Below are 14,493 nucleotides of genomic sequence, written 5' to 3' on the forward strand. Positions count from 1 at the left end.
CGAACCCCCGAAGGGCGCGAGGTAGAGGTGGCCTACCCGCCGCGCCAGGGCCGCCGAACCCCCGAAGGGCGCGAGGTAGAAGTGGCCTACCCGCCGCGCCAGGGCCGCCGAACCCCCGAAGGGCGCGAGGTAGAAGTGGCCTACCCGCCGCGCGAGGGCCGGCGAACCCCGAAGAGACCGCCGCGGTGCGAGCGGGGACGCCGACCTACCCGTGCAGGAAGCACAGGGCGTTGGCGGACAGGAGTTTGGCGCGCTGATCGTCGGTGAGGAAGTCGGCCGCGTGGACCACCGCGCCGGCCGGGCGTTCGCCCAACGGGTACGGGTAGTCGCTGCCGACCAGCACCCGGTCCTCACCCATCGTGTCGACAAGCAGCCGCAGGGCGGGCGGCGCGAAGACCACCGAGTCGACGCTGAACCGGTCGACGTAGCTGCTGGGCGGGGCGGCGGACGCGCCACGGACGAGGTCGCCCCGGCGGTGCCAGGCGTTGTCGGCACGGCCGAGCCAGAACGGGAAGCTGCCACCACCGTGCGCGAAGCAGATCCGCAACGTCTCGGGCACCCGGTCGAAGACACCGCCCAGGATCATGGCCAGCACCGACAGGTGCGTCTCGGCGGGCATCCCGGTGAGCCACCGGGCCATCCAGCGGTCCAGGCGCGGACCGCCCGGCATGTCCCACGGGTGGACGAAGACGGGCGCGCCCACCTCGGCGCAGTGTTGCAGGAAGGTGACCACCCCGGCGTCGTCCAGGTCCCGGTCGCCGACGTGGTTGCCGATCTCCACGCCCACGTGCCCGGCGGCCAGGCTGCGATCCAGCTCGACGCACGCGGCGTCCGGGTCCTGGAGGGGCACCTGGCAGAACGGCACCAGTCGGTCGCCACCAGCCGCGGTGATCTCCAGGGTCAGGTCGTTGAAGATCCGGGCGACCTTCACCGCCTGGTCGGCCGGGCGGTCGTAGCTGAAGAAGACAGGCGTCGGCGAGACCACCTGCACGTCCACGCCGTCGTCGTCCATGTCGGCCAGCCGGCGCGCCGCGTCCCAGCACTCGGCGCCGACCGGACGGAACTCCGTCTCCCCCACCATGATCATGGCGGCGCGTTCGGAGTCGACCCGCAACCAGGGCCAACCGGACCCGCCGCACGCCGCGCCGAGGTCCGGCCAACCCTTCGGTACGACATGCGTGTGCACGTCGACCACACCTGCCGGCATCAGCCCTTGCCCGGGTGCAGGGTGCCGCAGTTGCCGCAGGTACGTGCCTGCTCGTCGGCGTAGAACGCCTGGAACACGGGCGGCAGGTCGGCCGCGATGTCGCGGACCTGCAACTCCACCTCGTGCACCTTGCTGCCGCACTCCGGGCAGTACCACTGGAACGTCTCCAGCGTGCCCTCCTCGCGGACCCGCTCGACGACCATGCCGATCGAGCCGGCCTCCGGCCGCTGCGGCGAGTGCGGGATGTTGCGCGGCAGCATCCACATCTGACCCTCGCGCACGTGCACCGTACGCGGCCCCTCCGGGGTGACCAGGTTGATGTGCATGTTGCCCTTGACCTGGTAGAAGAACTCCTCGTACGGGTCCACGTGGAAGTCGGTTCGCTGGTTGGGCCCGCCCACCACCATCACGATGAAGTCGTCCCCGCCGGGGAACATCTCCCTGTTGCCCACCGGGGGCTTCAGCAGGTGCTGGTTGTCCGCGATCCAGCCCGGAAAGCTGAACGGCTCGGCGATCTCACTCACGACTGACCTCCCGAGGGATGAAGGGCCACGGCCTGAATCTCGATGAGCAGGTGCGGGTGGGGCAACTGGTGCACGGCCACCGTGGTGCGGGTCGGCCCGGACGCGTCGAAGAACTCCGCCCACACCTCGTTGTAGCCAGCGAAGTCGTTCATGTTGACCAGGTACGACGTCACCTGGACGAGGTCGGTGAGGTCCGCGCCGACCGAGCGCAGCAGGTCCCGCACGTTCTCGATGACGGCCTGGGTCTGCACCCGGATGTCGAGGTTGGTGGTGCCGAACTCGTCCACCGACACACCGGCGAAGCTGTTGTCCGGCCGTCGCGACGACGTACCGGAGACGAAGACGAAACCGCCCGCGACCTTGACGTGCGGGAAGGCCCCTCGCGGGACGGCCTTGCCGGCGACCACCCGGGCGGTCACGACGAGGCCCGCAGCGACGCGGTGCCGAGCTTCTCCACGACGGCGCGGACGTGGGCGCCGGGACGCAGCGGCACGGCAGCGGTCGCGGCACCGGCCAGGAACACCCACCCGGACTCCAGCCGCACACCGTGCCGGCCGGCCAGCCGGATGCCCTCGTCGAGCGCCCGGCGCGGATCACCGAGGATCGCCGCCGTCGAGCCGACCTGCGCCACCCGCCCGTCGACCTCCAGCAGTACGCCCAGGTTGTCCAGCCCCGCCGGCACCGGCGACCACGGCCCGATCACGAACGCGGCGGCCGAGGTGTTGTCGGCGATCACGTCCGGGAGGGAGAAGCGGAAGTCCGCGTACCGGGAGTCGATCAGCTCGATGGCCGGGGCGACCGCGCGGACGGCAGTGGCGAAGTCGCCGACCGGCTCGCCCGGCTCGGGCAGCCGGTCCAGCAGGAACGCCACCTCCGGCTCGACCCGGGGATGGATGTAAGCGGCCGGGTCCACGGTGCCGCCGTCGGGCACCCGCATCACGTTGGTGAGCCGCCCCCAGATCACCTCGTCCACACCGACCTGGGCCATCTTCGCCCTGCTGGTCAGCCCCATCTTCAGCCCGACCAACCGCTCACCGGCGTCCAGCCGACGTTGGAGCAGCGCGGCCTGCACGCCGTACGCGGCATCCACGTCGAGGCCGGTCTCGGCGGCGAGTTGCGGGATCGCGGTGGCCGTGGCCGCTGCCACGCCCAGCTTCTCGGCGATCCCGGCGGTGTCCGGTCCGATCATGCTGCGCCACCTTCCTTGCCGGCCAGGTCGAGTGCGACGTCCACGATCATGTCCTCCTGGCCGCCGACCATCCGACGCCGACCCAGCTCGACCAGGATCGAGCGGACGTCCACGCCGTACCTGGTGGAGGCCCGCTCGGCGTGCCGCAGGAAGCTGGAGTAGACCCCCGCGTACCCCAGGGAGAGCGTCTCCCGGTCCACCTGGACCGGCCGGTCCTGGAGCGGGCGCACGATGTCGTCGGCGGCGTCCATCAGCGCGAACACGTCGCAGCCGTGCTTCCAGCCGTGCAGTTCGGCGACCGCCACGAACACCTCCAGCGGCGCGTTGCCGGCGCCCGCGCCCATGCCCGCCAGGGAGGCGTCGACGCGGACGGTCCGGCCGTGGGGTGCGTCCGGGCCGACCGGCGCAGACCCCGTGACCCGACCGTGTTCGACGGCGAGCACGCTGTTGGCCACCCCGAGCGACAGGTTGTGGTGCGCGTGGATGCCGATCTGCGTCTCCGGTGCCAGGACCTGCCGGTACGCGTCGACCCGTTGCGCCACGTCGGACATCAGCAGCCGACCGCCGGAGTCGGTGACGTAGACGCAGTGCGCCCCGTACGACTCCATGAGCTTGGCCTGCCCGGCCAGCCCGGCCGCATCGTTCATGTGCGACATCATCAGGAACCCGGCGACGTCCATGCCGTTCTCCCGCGCCCAGGCGATGTGCTGGGCGGAGATGTCCGCCTCGGTGCAGTGGGTGGCGATCCGGACACTTGTCACCCCGAGCGCCTTCGCGACCTTCAGGTCGGCGATCGTGCCGATGCCCGGCAGCAGCAGTGTGGTCAGCTTCGCCGTGGTCAGCACCTCGGCGGCCGCGGAGATCCACTCGGCGTCGCTGGCCGCGCCGTGGCCGTAGTTGACGCTGGAACCGGCGAGCCCGTCACCGTGTGCCACCTCGATGGCGGCCACCCCGGCGGTGTCCAGCGCGGCGGCGATGGTGCGTACCTGATCGACGGTGTACTGGTGGGCGATGGCGTGCATGCCGTCGCGCAGCGTCACGTCCTGGATGTACAGGTCGGTCATGGCGCGGCCACCTCCGACGAACGCAGGGCGACCAACCGCTCCGCGGTGCGCAGCGCGGCGGAGGTCATGATGTCCAGGTTCCCGGCGTACGCGGGCAGGTAGTGCCCGGCCCCGGAGACCTCCAGGAAGACCGACACCTGCAACGCGGTGAGCTGCCGCCCGAGCGTCGGCACGTACGCCCGCACCCGGTCGAACTGCACGTCCTGCTTGAGCCGGTAGCCGGGGACGTACTCCTGCACGGCCGCCACCATGTCCGCCACCGAGGCGGCGATGGCGTCGGTGTCGGCGTCGGCGTCCGGGCAGAGGCAGTAGACGGTGTCCCGCATGAGCAGCGGCGGGTCCGCCGGGTTCAGCACGATGATCGCCTTGCCCCGCTCGGCCCCGCCGACCACCTCGATGGCCCGGGCCGTGGTCTCGGTGAACTCGTCGATGTTGGCCCGGGTGCCCGGCCCGGCCGACCGCGATGCGATCGAGGCGACGATCTCTCCGTACGCCACCGGAGTGACCCGGCGTACCGCGGCGACGATCGGCACTGTCGCCTGCCCCCCGCAGGTCACCATGTTGACGTTGCGCTCGTGCAGGTGCTCGTCGAGGTTGACCGGCGGCACCACGTACGGGCCGAGCGCGGCCGGGGTCAGGTCCACCACCGTGCGGCCGTGGGCGCGCAGCACCTCGTCGTGGTGCCGGTGCGCGCCCGCCGAGGTGGCGTCGAAGACCAGCTCGACGTCGGCGAACTCGGGCATCGCCACGAGCCCGTCCACACCGTCGGCGGTGGTGGCCACACCGAGCCGGCGGGCGCGCGCCAGCCCGTCGGAGGCCGGGTCGATGCCGGCCATCGCCACCATGCGCAGGCTCTCACTCAGCCGGAGAACTTTGATCATCAGGTCGGTGCCGATGTTTCCGGAACCGAGCACCGCCACGCCGACGCTCACGCTGACTCCCCTCGGGTGAAGGCCGTGCGCACCGAGCCGAGACCGGAGATCCGCGCCTCGTACGCGGCACCCGGCGTGACCGGCACCATCGGGCCGAGCGCCCCGGAGAGCACCACGTCCCCGGCGCGCAGCGGGTCACCGGCGTGGGCGAGCGTGTTGGCCAGCCAGAGCAGGGCGTGCAGCGGGTTGCCCAGGCAGGCCGCGCCCGCGCCGACCGAGACCGGTTCGCCGGCGTGTTCCAGCACTATCCCGCACAGCCGCAGGTCGACGTCGGCGAGGCGGCGGGGCGTGGTGCCGAGCACGAAGAGCCCGCTGGAGGCGTTGTCCGCGACGGTGTCCACGATGGAGATGTCCCAGCCGGCGATCCGCGAGTCGACGATCTCGATGGCCGGCAGCACGTGGTCGACCGCGCGGATCAGGTCGACGGTGGTGAGCCGCGGGTCCGGGAGATCCTTGTCGAGCACGAAGGCGATCTCCGCCTCGACCCGGGGCTGCAGCAGCCGGTCGATCGGCACCTCGACGCCGTCGCCGACCGCCATCGCGTCGGTCAGCAGGCCGAAGTCGGGCTGGAACACCCCGAAGGTCTCCTGCACCGCCCGGGAGGTCAGCCCGATCTTGGCGCCGACCCGGCGTTCGCCACGGCCCTGCCAGGCCCGCGCCTGGAGCTGCTGCACCCGGTACGCGGACTCGACGTCACCCTCGGGCAGCAGCCGCCCGCGCAGCGGTGGGCAGGGCTTGCCCGTGCTGCGCGCGTCGGCCAGCTCCCGGTTGGCGGCCTCGATGTCGGCTTCCATGCCCGCTCCCTCGCCTTGGCTCACGACAGGTCCACGCAGACGTTCGTCAGTTCGGAGTAGAAGTTCAACGAGTGCACGCCACCCTCCCGGCCGATGCCGGACGCCTTCACCCCGCCGAACGGGGTCCGCAGATCCCGCAGAAACCAGGTGTTGACCCAGACGATGCCGGCGTCCAGCCGGGCGCCGGCCCGGTGCGCGACGCCCACGTCCCGGGTCCACACGGTCGCCGCCAGGCCGTACTCGGTGCCGTTGGCGAGGGCGTACGCCTCGTCCTCGGTGTCGAACGGCGCGACGTGCACCACCGGCCCGAAGATCTCCTCCCGGTTGGTACGCGCCTGCGGGCCGAGCCCGGTGAGCACCGTCGGCTGCACGTACGACCCGCCGTCGCGGGCGTCACCGAAGGTGGGCGTGCCGCCACCGGTGAGCACCTCGGCGCCCTCGGAACGGGCCAGCTCGTAGGCGCCGAGCACCTTCGCCCGGTGCTGGTGGGAGATCAGCGGCATGGTGGCGGTGGCCTCGTCGGTCGGCCAGCCGTACGCCAGCTCGCCGGCCCGCTTCGCCAGCCGGGCGGTGAACTCCTCGAAGACCGGGCGCTGCACGTAGATGCGTTCGGTGCAGAGGCACACCTGCCCGCCGTTGGTGAAGCTGGACCGCACCGAGCCGGCCACCGCGGCGTCCAGGTCGGCGTCGGCGAAGACCAGGCCGGCGTTCTTGCCGCCCAACTCGAAGCTGACCGCCTTCACGCCGTCGGCGGCGGCCCGCATGATCGCGCCGCCGGTGGCCGACTCGCCGGTGAAGGTGATCGCGTCGACGCCCGGATGGCGGGTGAGGAACTCGCCGGCCGAGTCCGGCCCGAAGCCGTGCACCAGGTTGAACACCCCGGCCGGTACGCCCGCGGCGGCCATCACCTCGGCGAGCACCGTCGCCGAGGCGGGCGTCTCCTCGCTGGGCTTGACCACCACGGCGTTGCCGCAGGCCAGCGCCGGGGCGACCTTCCAGGTGAGCAGCAGCAGCGGCAGGTTCCACGGCACGATGACCGCGACCACGCCGACCGGCTTGCGCAGCGCGTAGTTGAGCGCCCGGCCACCGGTCGGGGTGACCGTGGTGAACGACTCGGTGGGCGCGGTCGCCACGATCTCCGCGAACGCCCGGAAGTTCGCCGCGCCGCGCGGAATGTCCAGCGTGCGGGCCTGGGCGATGGACTTGCCGGTGTCGGCGACCTCGGCGGTGACCAGATCGTCGAAGCGGCGCTCCAACTCGTCGGCGACCCGGCGCAGCACCTCGGCGCGTTCCCGTTCGCCCATCCGACCCCACGGCCCGCGCAGCGCCGCGCGGGCGGCGGCCACCGCGTCGTCCACCGTGGACCGCGACGCCTCGTCCACCGCGAAGACCGGCTCCCCGGTCACCGGGCTGGCCTTGGCGAACGTCGACCCGCCGTCGACGAACTCGCCGCCGACGAAGTTGCGCAACCGCTGCGGCCCGGCCGGCGGGTGGCCGGCCATCAGCCGTGCATCCCAGTTGGCGGTCATCCGCGCCTCCCTCGACCGAGTGCCGCGCCGAGCAGCAGCAACGCGGCCCCGCCGACGACCGCGCCGAGCACCCGATGCTGCCGGCGCACCCGGCGGCGCACCTCCGCGTACGGGGTGGTGGAGAAGGACACCAGCTCGTACTGGGAAACGTACCGGCCGGGTAGGGCCCGTTCCAGAGCGTGCTCGATCCTGCGGCGGAGCTGGAAGACCGGGGAGGCCACCCTGTCCCGCATCTCCACGAAGTTGGTGAGCGCCATCGTGGCGATGGCCTCGGCGTTCTCCTGGCGGCGTCGCTGGAACAGCGGCAGCGCCGCCAACCAGTCGTCGGCGCACTCGTCCAGGCAGCGGTCCAACTCGACCACGTCCTCGAACGCGCAGTTGGCGCCCTGACCGTAGAACGGCACGATGGCGTGCGCCGCGTCGCCGAGCAGCCCGACCTTGCCGAAGACCTGCCACGGGGCGCAGCGGACCGTGCCGAGCACGCCCACCGGGTTGTGCTGGTAGTCGTCGACCAGGTTGGGCGCCAACGGGATGACGTCCGGGTAGTGCCGGGCGAAGTGCTCCTCGATCGCCGCCGGACTGTCCAGCGCCGCGAAGCTCCCGTCGCCCTCGTTGGGCCAGAACAGCGTGCAGGTGAAGGAGCGGTCCGGGTTGGGCAGCGCGATCATCATCGAGGTGCCGCGCGGCCAGATGTGCAGCGCGTCCGGATCGAGCGCGAAGTCCCCGCCCAGCGGCGGGATCGTCAGCTCCTTGTAGCCGTAGTCGAGGAAGTCCACGCTCTCGTCCAGCAGCCCGTGGCTGAGCAGTTGCCCGCGTACCGCGGAGCCGGCGCCGTCGGCGCCCAGCACGACCGACGCCTTCGCCGCGACCGTGCCCTGCGGGGTGTCGAAGCTCAGGGTTCCGTCGATCGGGTCGAGCCCGACCAGCCGGTGGTCGAAGACGACCCGCACCCCGGGCAGCGCGGCGGCCTCGTCCAGCAGGGCGTTGTTCAGCGCACCCCGGCTGATCGAGTTGATCGCCCGGTCGCCGGCCGCGCTGTACGACTGGAACTGCTGCTCGCCCTCGACCGGGTGGATCATCCGGCCGCGCATCGGCAGCGCGTCGGTCAGGACCTGCTCGGCCAGCCCGATCCGGCGCAGCGCGTCCAGCCCGCGCTCGGAGAGCGCCAGGTTGATCGAGCGACCGCGCTCGGCGGTGCCCGCCCGCGGGTCGGAGCGGCGCTCGTAGAGGGCCACCGGGTAGCCACGCCGGGCCAGGAAGCAGGCGGCCAGGCAGCCGGCCAGCCCGGCACCGATGACCGCGATCTCGTCACGTCGTGCGGTCATGGGTTGACCTCCCCCACGGTCGCCGCCAGCGCGGCGGCGGCCCGCCAACAGTCGTGGTACGTCGAGTAGAGCGGCACCGGGGCGAACCGGACGACGTCCGGCTCCCGGGCGTCGGCGATGACGCCGTGCTCGTACCGCAGGCGTTTGGTCAGCTCGGCGGCGCTGCCGGCGCCGATCCGGACCGAGAGTTGGCTGCCCCGCCGGGCCGGGTCGCGCGGGGTGATCACGCGCAGCGGCCGGTCGGTGACGACCTCGTCCAGCAGTGTCTCCAGCCAGCCGGTGAGGCGAAGGCTTCGGGCGCGCAGCTCGCTCATCCCGACCGTGTCGAACAGCTCCAGCGAGGTACGCACCGGACCCATCGCGAAGATCGGCGGGTTGGAGATCTGCCAGGCCTCCACAGTGGCCGGCGGCCGGGACACCGCTGTCATCTCGAACCGGGTGGCCGCCGCGGTGCTCCACCAACCCTCGAAGCGGGGCAGGCTCTCGTCGCCGAGGTGCCGCTCGTGCACGAAGACTCCGGCCAGGGCACCCGGGCCGGAGTTCAGGTACTTGTAGGAGCACCAGGCCGCGAAGTCGACGTCCCAGTCGTGCAGGGCCAGCGGCACGTTGCCGACCGCGTGGGCCAGGTCCCAGCCGACCACCGCGCCGGCCGCCCGGCCGGCGGCCGTGATCGCCGGGATGTCCAACAACTCGCCGGTCAGGTAGTTGACGCCGCCGAGCAGCACCAGCGCCACCCGGTCGCCCTCGGCGGCCAGGTAGGCGGTGACGTCCTCGGTACGCAGCGCGTCCTCACCGTCGCGCGGGCGCAGCCGGACCACCGTGTCGTCCGGGTCCAGGCCGTGGAAACGCGCCTGGCTGCGCACCGCGTAGCTGTCCGAGGGGAACGCGGCGTCCTCGATGACGATGCGGGTGCGGACGCCGGCCGGGCGGTAGAAACTCACCATCAGCAGGTGCAGGTTGACCGTGAGCGAGTTCATCACCACGGTCTCCGCGGGCCGGCCGCCGACCAGTCGGGCGGCCGGTGCGGTCAACAACTCGTGGTACGGCAGCCAGGCGCGCTCGGCCTCCAGGTGCCCCTCCACGCCGAGCCGACCCCAGGCGTCCAGGTCGGCGAGGAGTTCGTCGCGGGTGGCCCGGGGTTGCAGACCGAGCGAGTTGCCGGCCAGGTACGCCGACTCGGGGTGGTTGCCGCCGTCGGCCGGTGGCACGTGGAACAGGTGCCGGTGGCCCGGGTCGGCCTCGTCGAGGCGGTGTGCCCCTTCTTCTGAGATGTGCATGTCTCGCTCTCCGGTCACATCGCGGTACGGGCCGACCACAGCTCCGGGAAGACCACCCGGGACATGCTGCGCTGCAACCACGCCAGACCGGCGGAGCCGCCGCTGCCGACCTTGGCGCCCATCGTCCGCTGCACCGCCTTGACGTGGTTCCAGCGCCAGTCGCCGAACTCCTCGGCGACGCCGCTGAGCGCCTCGCCGAGCAGGCGCAGATGGTTGTCCGGGCCGGTGTCGGCGTAGATCCGTACCCAGGCCGCCTCGACCGACGACTGCGGATCGTGCTCCACCGCCACATCGCGGTCGAGCAGGTCGGCGGGGAGGTCGAAGCCACGCCGGGCGAGCAGCGCGACCACGTCGTCCCAGAGGCTCGGGGTGGCCAGCGCGGCGCTCAGCGCGGCGTGCACCTCGGTCTGCCGACGGAAGGGCCTGATCAGCGCCGGGTCGCGCAGTCCGAGCAGGAATTCCAGGTGGCGGTACATCGCCGACTGGAAGCCGGAACCCTCGCCGAGCAGGTTGCGGAACCTGTTGAAGTCGGCAGGCGTCATCCAGCGCAGCCCCTGCCAGGCGGCGTTGAGCCCCTCCAGGTGCAGGGTGGCGCGGCGCAGCGGGGCCAGCGCGTCCCAGACCCGGTCGGCGCGCAGCAGACGCTGGGTCTCCCGTAGCTCGTGGCAGGTCAGCCCGAAGTACAGCTCCATGATCTGGCTGACCATCAGGAAGGACATCTCGCCGGGGTCGTCGCTGAGGGGCTGCTGCAACTGGTGCAGGGCGCTGGCCCGCACGTACGCGTCGTAGGGCACCAGGTCGGCGAACTCCAGGGTCGGCTCGCCGCCGTTACGCGCGGCACGGGCGGCCCGCTGTCGCGGGGTCACCGGCCGCACCGAGGCCTGGCGGTTCGGCGCCCGCCGCTCCGTCTGATCCACCAGTCGTCTCCCTCCCCCGGACCTGTCGACGTCATGATCTCGCGGTCGGATCGGCCTGCGGAATGCCGGATCAACGGCTCTCGCCGCGTTGTCTTGACGAACCGAAGGCAAGTAGGCGAATTCGGTTCACGAAAGTAAGGTCTGAGCGTGGACGACATGGACTGGGCGCTGCTGCGCGAGTTGCAGGCCGACGCGCGGCTCTCCTTCAGCGAGCTGTCCCGGCGGGTGCACCTGTCCCCACCGGCCGTCGCGGAGCGGGTTCGCCGGCTGGAGGAGGCGGGGGTCGTCACCGGCTACCACGCCCATGTCGACCTGACCCGGGCCGGCCGCACCGTGGTCGCGCTGATCCGGATGTCCTGCTACGGCGCGCGCTGCATCCTGCACGACCCGGCGGTGGCCGGCTGGCCGGAGATCCTGGAGATCCACCGGATCACCGGTGACGCGTGCAGCATGCTCAAGGTGGCCGCCGGCTCGATCGGCGACTTCGAGGCGGTCATCGACCGGCTCGCCCCGTACGGCCAGCCGTCGAGCACGATGGTGCTTTCCTCCCCGCTCGACTGGCGACCGATCACCGCCCTCCCCTCCCCCCGCCGCGGCTGACCCGGGTTTGGCCCCGAGCCAGCGGGAAAGCAGCGCCGTGCCCAGGGGACGCCCTTCCCTCCGTCCGGAGTGCCGCCTTCGGCGCGAGGCGGAATGAGGGGCGGAGGTTCCGGCGGTCGTCGCCGGTTGGGGGGGAAATCATGCAGGGAATTCGCACGATCAACCGCGCGCTCTCGTCCGCACTGACACTGGTAGCGCTGGTCGGTGCGTTCGTCCTGATGTCGGTCGCACCGGCGCGCGCCGGCGAGAACGTCTTCGTCGAGGTGATGCCGAACAGCGCCCAGGCCGGCAGCCGGGTCAACATCAAGGCGGGCTGCGACAACGCAAACAACAACCGCCAGTCCAGCGTGCACTCCGACGCGTTCGGGCACGTGACGCTCAAACCGGACAAGGGCTTCCTGACCGCGCAGGCCACCATCATCCGCGACAAGCCGGCCGGTGACTACCCGGTCGACCTGCGCTGCGAGAACGGCCAGACGGCCTCGACCACGCTCACCGTGCTGAACATGGCCTCCCCCAGCAAGGGGCCGGCGACCGGGGGCGGCGGGACGGCCGGCGGCCGCGGCACCGGCTCGTTGCTGGTGCTCGGCGGCGTGGCGCTGGTCGCCACCGCGGTCGCGCTCGGCATGGCGGGCGGCCGACGTCGGGCCGGAGCCGGCTCCTGAGCCGGGTGACCCATGACCCGCAGATCCGCGCGTGCGCGGCCGGACCGCCACGCCCGATTCCAGGCCGGGCCGCTGCTGCGCGCCTCCGGCCGGCTGGTGGCCCGCGCCTCCGGCCGGCTGGGTCGGGTCGCCGGGCAGGCCGGATCGGCCAGTCTCGCCACCCCGGATCCGGCCGCCGACCCGCTGCCGGCACACCGCCCGGCCGGGCCGCGGTCGTTCCGGCCCCGTTTCGGTACGGGACCGGGGCTGCCGGTGCTGGCCATCGCCGCGGTGATGGTGCTGATCGTCGCGATGCTCGGCGTCGAACAGGTGACCGGGATGAGCCTGCTACCGGACCGGCTCAGCGCTGGATTCCGGCCGCCGCCGAAGAAGTTCCCGGTGCTGACGGCCAGCCGTCCGACCAGCCTCGCCATCGAGAAGATCGACCTGCGGGCGCCCGTGCACGACGTGGGCATCGCTTCGGACGGCACCATCGCGGTGCCGGACGCGGCCCGCGCCCAGGAGGCCGGCTGGTACGACCAGGGGCCGACCCCCGGCCAGTACGGTCCGGCGGTGATCGTCGGGCACGTCGACACCACGAGCGGGCCGGCGGTCTTCCACCAACTTCGTGAACTGCGCGACGGCGACCAGATCGAGGTCACCCGCACCGACCGCAGGGTGGCGGTCTTCGAGGTGAACTCGGTGGAGAAGTTCGACAAGGGCCAACTGCCGGTGGACGAGGTGTACGGCGACTTCAGCCACCCGAGCCTCCGGCTGATCACCTGCGGTGGCCAGTGGGTCGGCGGCGAGACCGGCTACTCGGACAACGTGGTGGTCTTCGCCTCGTTGGTGAAGGCGCGTTGAGGACGGGCGGATCGGAATAACCGGTCAGTTCTGGCCTGGGCTTGCCACGGGCAACCCGGCGGCCTTGGCGCAGTCGAGCAGCCGCCGGTCGTAGCTGACGAATGCGATGAGCGCGGTTCCGGACTCGTTTGTCAGGACCTGGGCCGTGGCAAGGTGGATGGCGTCGAGACTGCGTAGCGTCGGCTCCGCGAAGGCGGCGGCGGTGGCGGTGGCGCGGACAGTGCCATCGATCTCCAGCCGGAAGAGCCGTCCGACAGCCGCTGGCACTCCGATCAACGCTTGCGGCGCTGCCCGGCGCAACGCCCTGGGCACCTCAACCTCGACGAGAGCGGAGGAGACCAGCGGGACGTCGCCCTGCGCGTTGAGCCAGGTGACGAGGTCGCCGCTGCACGCCTCCTGCCGAACCAACTTCACGACGGCGGCGGAGTCGAGATAGATCACCAGCGCTCCTCGTCTCGCATCTCGGCGAGGGCGGCAGCCACGTCCACGTCCTCGGCACCGAGCTTTGGCGGAAGCGGGACAGCGCCACTCCCGGTTGGCGCGACGGCCCGCCCCGCGGATACCAGCTTGGCCAGCACAGATCTGTCGTCACTGACCGGGACCAGTCGGGCGATCGGATGCCCGCGATCGGTGATCTCCACCGTCTCGCCGCCACTCACCCGAGCCAGCACCTGACTCGTGTTCTGGTTCAGCTCCCGGACCCCGATCCGCTCCACGGACCCAGTGTAGAACCAAATGTTCTACACCTGCGCGAACCTGCCGGTCACGTATCGGAAAGTGGCGGCCAGTGGTTCGGCGGCGGCTACCTCAACCCGACCCCAGGTACCTGTCGGTACCACTACGGCGACAGGTAGCCGGACCGGTGTCCAGGTAGTCGGCCAGCCGGGCGGCGCCGGTGAGCATGGCCCGGCCGCGCTCGGTGAGCCGTTGCCGCCACCGACCCAGCGACGCGGCGAGCGGTTCGGCGCCGCCCGCGCCGCGCACCTGACGCAGCACGCCGGCGATGTGGTCGAGCCGGTAGCCGCCACGGCGCAACAGGTGGGCCAACTCGGCGTCGCGGACGTCGTCCGGGAGGTAGACCCGGTAGTGGGTCGCCGGATCGCGCACCGGCCGCAGCACCCCGGCCCGCTCCCACTTGCGCAGCGTGGCTGGCTGTAGACCGAGCCGGTGGGCCAGCACGCTGATCGGCACGGATTTATGGCCCTGCGGTTGCGGTCTCGTTCCGGTGAGAGCCGCCACCGCCGACTCGACCGCGTCCAGGGTCTCCCGGTCGCGTTGGAGCAGGGCATGCCCCTCGTCGACGGTGCGCAACGCCTCGTCGACCTCACCCCGGTTGACGGCCCGCATGATCTCGCCGCTGGCCGCGTAGCCGTGGCCCGCGATCAGCGCGAGGTAGGCACTCAACGCCAACGCGTGCGTCTCGGTGAACCGGCGGTAGCCGTTCGGCGTGCGCTGGGCCGGCGGCAGGACGCCGTCTCGTTCGTAGTTGCGCACGGCCTGCGCGGAGAGACCGTGGGCGCGCGCGAGGTCCACCGGACGTACCCCGGGGTTTGAGGGTTTTGTGGGTGTCACCCGTGCTCCATCGCTCCTGAGTCTCAACCGCTGGTTCAACGATACGGTTTATGGA

17 protein-coding genes are annotated in these 14,493 nt (G+C 71.9%); 3 read left to right on the forward strand and 14 right to left on the reverse strand.

The annotated features are described in order from the left end of the window. Positions 1-205: 205 nt before the first annotated feature. The 11 genes from AB0C25_RS15180 to AB0C25_RS15230 are packed head-to-tail and all read right to left on the reverse strand — an operon-like array spanning position 206 to position 10,758. Positions 206-1,207, reverse strand: a complete 1,002-nt coding sequence (locus AB0C25_RS15180; RefSeq protein WP_357373435.1) for an amidohydrolase family protein — start codon at positions 1,205-1,207, stop codon at positions 206-208. Next, on the reverse strand, positions 1,207-1,731 hold the full coding sequence (locus tag AB0C25_RS15185) for a 3-hydroxyanthranilate 3,4-dioxygenase (RefSeq protein ID WP_357373437.1): 525 nt from the start codon (positions 1,729-1,731) through the stop codon (positions 1,207-1,209). The genes AB0C25_RS15180 and AB0C25_RS15185 overlap by 1 nt, the downstream gene beginning before the upstream one ends. After that, positions 1,728-2,150, reverse strand: a complete 423-nt coding sequence (locus AB0C25_RS15190; RefSeq protein WP_357373439.1) for a RidA family protein — start codon at positions 2,148-2,150, stop codon at positions 1,728-1,730. The genes AB0C25_RS15185 and AB0C25_RS15190 overlap by 4 nt, the downstream gene beginning before the upstream one ends. After that, positions 2,147-2,920, reverse strand: coding sequence for a fumarylacetoacetate hydrolase family protein (locus AB0C25_RS15195; protein WP_357373441.1), 774 nt, complete (start codon positions 2,918-2,920; stop codon positions 2,147-2,149). The genes AB0C25_RS15190 and AB0C25_RS15195 overlap by 4 nt, the downstream gene beginning before the upstream one ends. Next, positions 2,917-3,984, reverse strand: a complete 1,068-nt coding sequence (gene dmpG, locus AB0C25_RS15200) for a 4-hydroxy-2-oxovalerate aldolase (RefSeq protein WP_357373443.1) — start codon at positions 3,982-3,984, stop codon at positions 2,917-2,919. The genes AB0C25_RS15195 and dmpG overlap by 4 nt, the downstream gene beginning before the upstream one ends. Further along, a complete protein-coding gene (locus AB0C25_RS15205; RefSeq protein WP_357373446.1) occupies positions 3,981-4,916 on the reverse strand; it encodes an acetaldehyde dehydrogenase (acetylating) in 936 nt (311 codons plus the stop codon). The genes dmpG and AB0C25_RS15205 overlap by 4 nt, the downstream gene beginning before the upstream one ends. Beyond that, positions 4,913-5,710, reverse strand: a complete 798-nt coding sequence (locus tag AB0C25_RS15210) for a fumarylacetoacetate hydrolase family protein (protein ID WP_357373448.1) — start codon at positions 5,708-5,710, stop codon at positions 4,913-4,915. The genes AB0C25_RS15205 and AB0C25_RS15210 overlap by 4 nt, the downstream gene beginning before the upstream one ends. Before the next feature lie 20 nt (positions 5,711-5,730). Continuing rightward, positions 5,731-7,212 (reverse strand): 2-hydroxymuconic semialdehyde dehydrogenase, encoded by a 1,482-nt coding sequence (locus AB0C25_RS15215; RefSeq protein WP_357373959.1) that lies wholly within the window; start codon positions 7,210-7,212, stop codon positions 5,731-5,733. 23 nt (positions 7,213-7,235) lie between these two features. Continuing rightward, positions 7,236-8,564 carry an NAD(P)/FAD-dependent oxidoreductase gene (locus AB0C25_RS15220; RefSeq protein ID WP_357373450.1) on the reverse strand — a complete coding sequence of 443 codons (1,329 nt, stop codon included), beginning with the start codon at positions 8,562-8,564 and terminating at the stop codon, positions 7,236-7,238. After that, positions 8,561-9,841: a kynureninase gene (gene kynU / locus AB0C25_RS15225; RefSeq protein ID WP_357373452.1), complete on the reverse strand. Its 1,281-nt coding sequence runs from the start codon at positions 9,839-9,841 to the stop codon at positions 8,561-8,563. The genes AB0C25_RS15220 and kynU overlap by 4 nt, the downstream gene beginning before the upstream one ends. Positions 9,842-9,855: 14 nt before the next feature. Beyond that, the gene (locus AB0C25_RS15230; RefSeq protein ID WP_357373453.1) at positions 9,856-10,758 is read right to left on the reverse strand and encodes a tryptophan 2,3-dioxygenase family protein; all 903 of its coding nucleotides are present in this window, start codon (positions 10,756-10,758) and stop codon (positions 9,856-9,858) included. A 147-nt stretch (positions 10,759-10,905) separates the two neighbouring features. Here AB0C25_RS15230 and AB0C25_RS15235 point away from each other — a divergent pair, with 147 nt between their 5' ends. The 3 genes from AB0C25_RS15235 (at position 10,906) to AB0C25_RS15245 (ending at position 12,866) form a co-directional block, all read left to right on the forward strand. After that, on the forward strand, positions 10,906-11,358 hold the full coding sequence (locus tag AB0C25_RS15235; protein ID WP_357373455.1) for an Lrp/AsnC family transcriptional regulator: 453 nt from the start codon (positions 10,906-10,908) through the stop codon (positions 11,356-11,358). A 140-nt stretch (positions 11,359-11,498) separates the two neighbouring features. Then, a complete protein-coding gene (locus AB0C25_RS15240; RefSeq protein ID WP_357373457.1) occupies positions 11,499-12,023 on the forward strand; it encodes a hypothetical protein in 525 nt (174 codons plus the stop codon). A gap of 75 nt (positions 12,024-12,098) precedes the next feature. Beyond that, the gene (locus tag AB0C25_RS15245) at positions 12,099-12,866 is read left to right on the forward strand and encodes a class F sortase (RefSeq protein ID WP_357373961.1); all 768 of its coding nucleotides are present in this window, start codon (positions 12,099-12,101) and stop codon (positions 12,864-12,866) included. A 24-nt stretch (positions 12,867-12,890) separates the two neighbouring features. Here the strand turns inward: AB0C25_RS15245 and AB0C25_RS15250 are convergent, their stop codons facing one another. The 3 genes from AB0C25_RS15250 to AB0C25_RS15260 form a co-directional block, all read right to left on the reverse strand. Beyond that, positions 12,891-13,307 (reverse strand): type II toxin-antitoxin system VapC family toxin, encoded by a 417-nt coding sequence (locus AB0C25_RS15250; RefSeq protein ID WP_357373459.1) that lies wholly within the window; start codon positions 13,305-13,307, stop codon positions 12,891-12,893. After that, positions 13,304-13,582 carry a type II toxin-antitoxin system prevent-host-death family antitoxin gene (locus AB0C25_RS15255; RefSeq protein ID WP_357373461.1) on the reverse strand — a complete coding sequence of 93 codons (279 nt, stop codon included), beginning with the start codon at positions 13,580-13,582 and terminating at the stop codon, positions 13,304-13,306. Before AB0C25_RS15255 ends, AB0C25_RS15250 begins: the two co-directional genes overlap by 4 nt. Positions 13,583-13,673: 91 nt before the next feature. Beyond that, on the reverse strand, positions 13,674-14,399 hold the full coding sequence (locus AB0C25_RS15260; RefSeq protein ID WP_357373463.1) for a TioE family transcriptional regulator: 726 nt from the start codon (positions 14,397-14,399) through the stop codon (positions 13,674-13,676). Between the last annotated feature and the right edge of the window lie 94 nt (positions 14,400-14,493).

The sequence above is a fragment of the Micromonospora sp. NPDC048839 genome, assembly GCF_040649915.1.
Lineage (GTDB): Bacteria > Actinomycetota > Actinomycetes > Mycobacteriales > Micromonosporaceae > Micromonospora.

Coding starts and splice junctions, on each gene's coding strand:
- kynU (WP_357373452.1), bottom strand. CDS start 9,841: ATGCACATCTCAGAAGAAGGGGCACACCGCCTCGACGAGGCCGACCCG.
- dmpG (WP_357373443.1), bottom strand. CDS start 3,984: ATGACCGACCTGTACATCCAGGACGTGACGCTGCGCGACGGCATGCAC.
- AB0C25_RS15220 (WP_357373450.1), bottom strand. CDS start 8,564: ATGACCGCACGACGTGACGAGATCGCGGTCATCGGTGCCGGGCTGGCC.
- AB0C25_RS15240 (WP_357373457.1), top strand. CDS start 11,499: ATGCAGGGAATTCGCACGATCAACCGCGCGCTCTCGTCCGCACTGACA.
- AB0C25_RS15195 (WP_357373441.1), bottom strand. CDS start 2,920: ATGATCGGACCGGACACCGCCGGGATCGCCGAGAAGCTGGGCGTGGCA.
- AB0C25_RS15210 (WP_357373448.1), bottom strand. CDS start 5,710: ATGGAAGCCGACATCGAGGCCGCCAACCGGGAGCTGGCCGACGCGCGC.
- AB0C25_RS15180 (WP_357373435.1), bottom strand. CDS start 1,207: ATGCCGGCAGGTGTGGTCGACGTGCACACGCATGTCGTACCGAAGGGT.
- AB0C25_RS15215 (WP_357373959.1), bottom strand. CDS start 7,212: ATGGCCGGCCACCCGCCGGCCGGGCCGCAGCGGTTGCGCAACTTCGTC.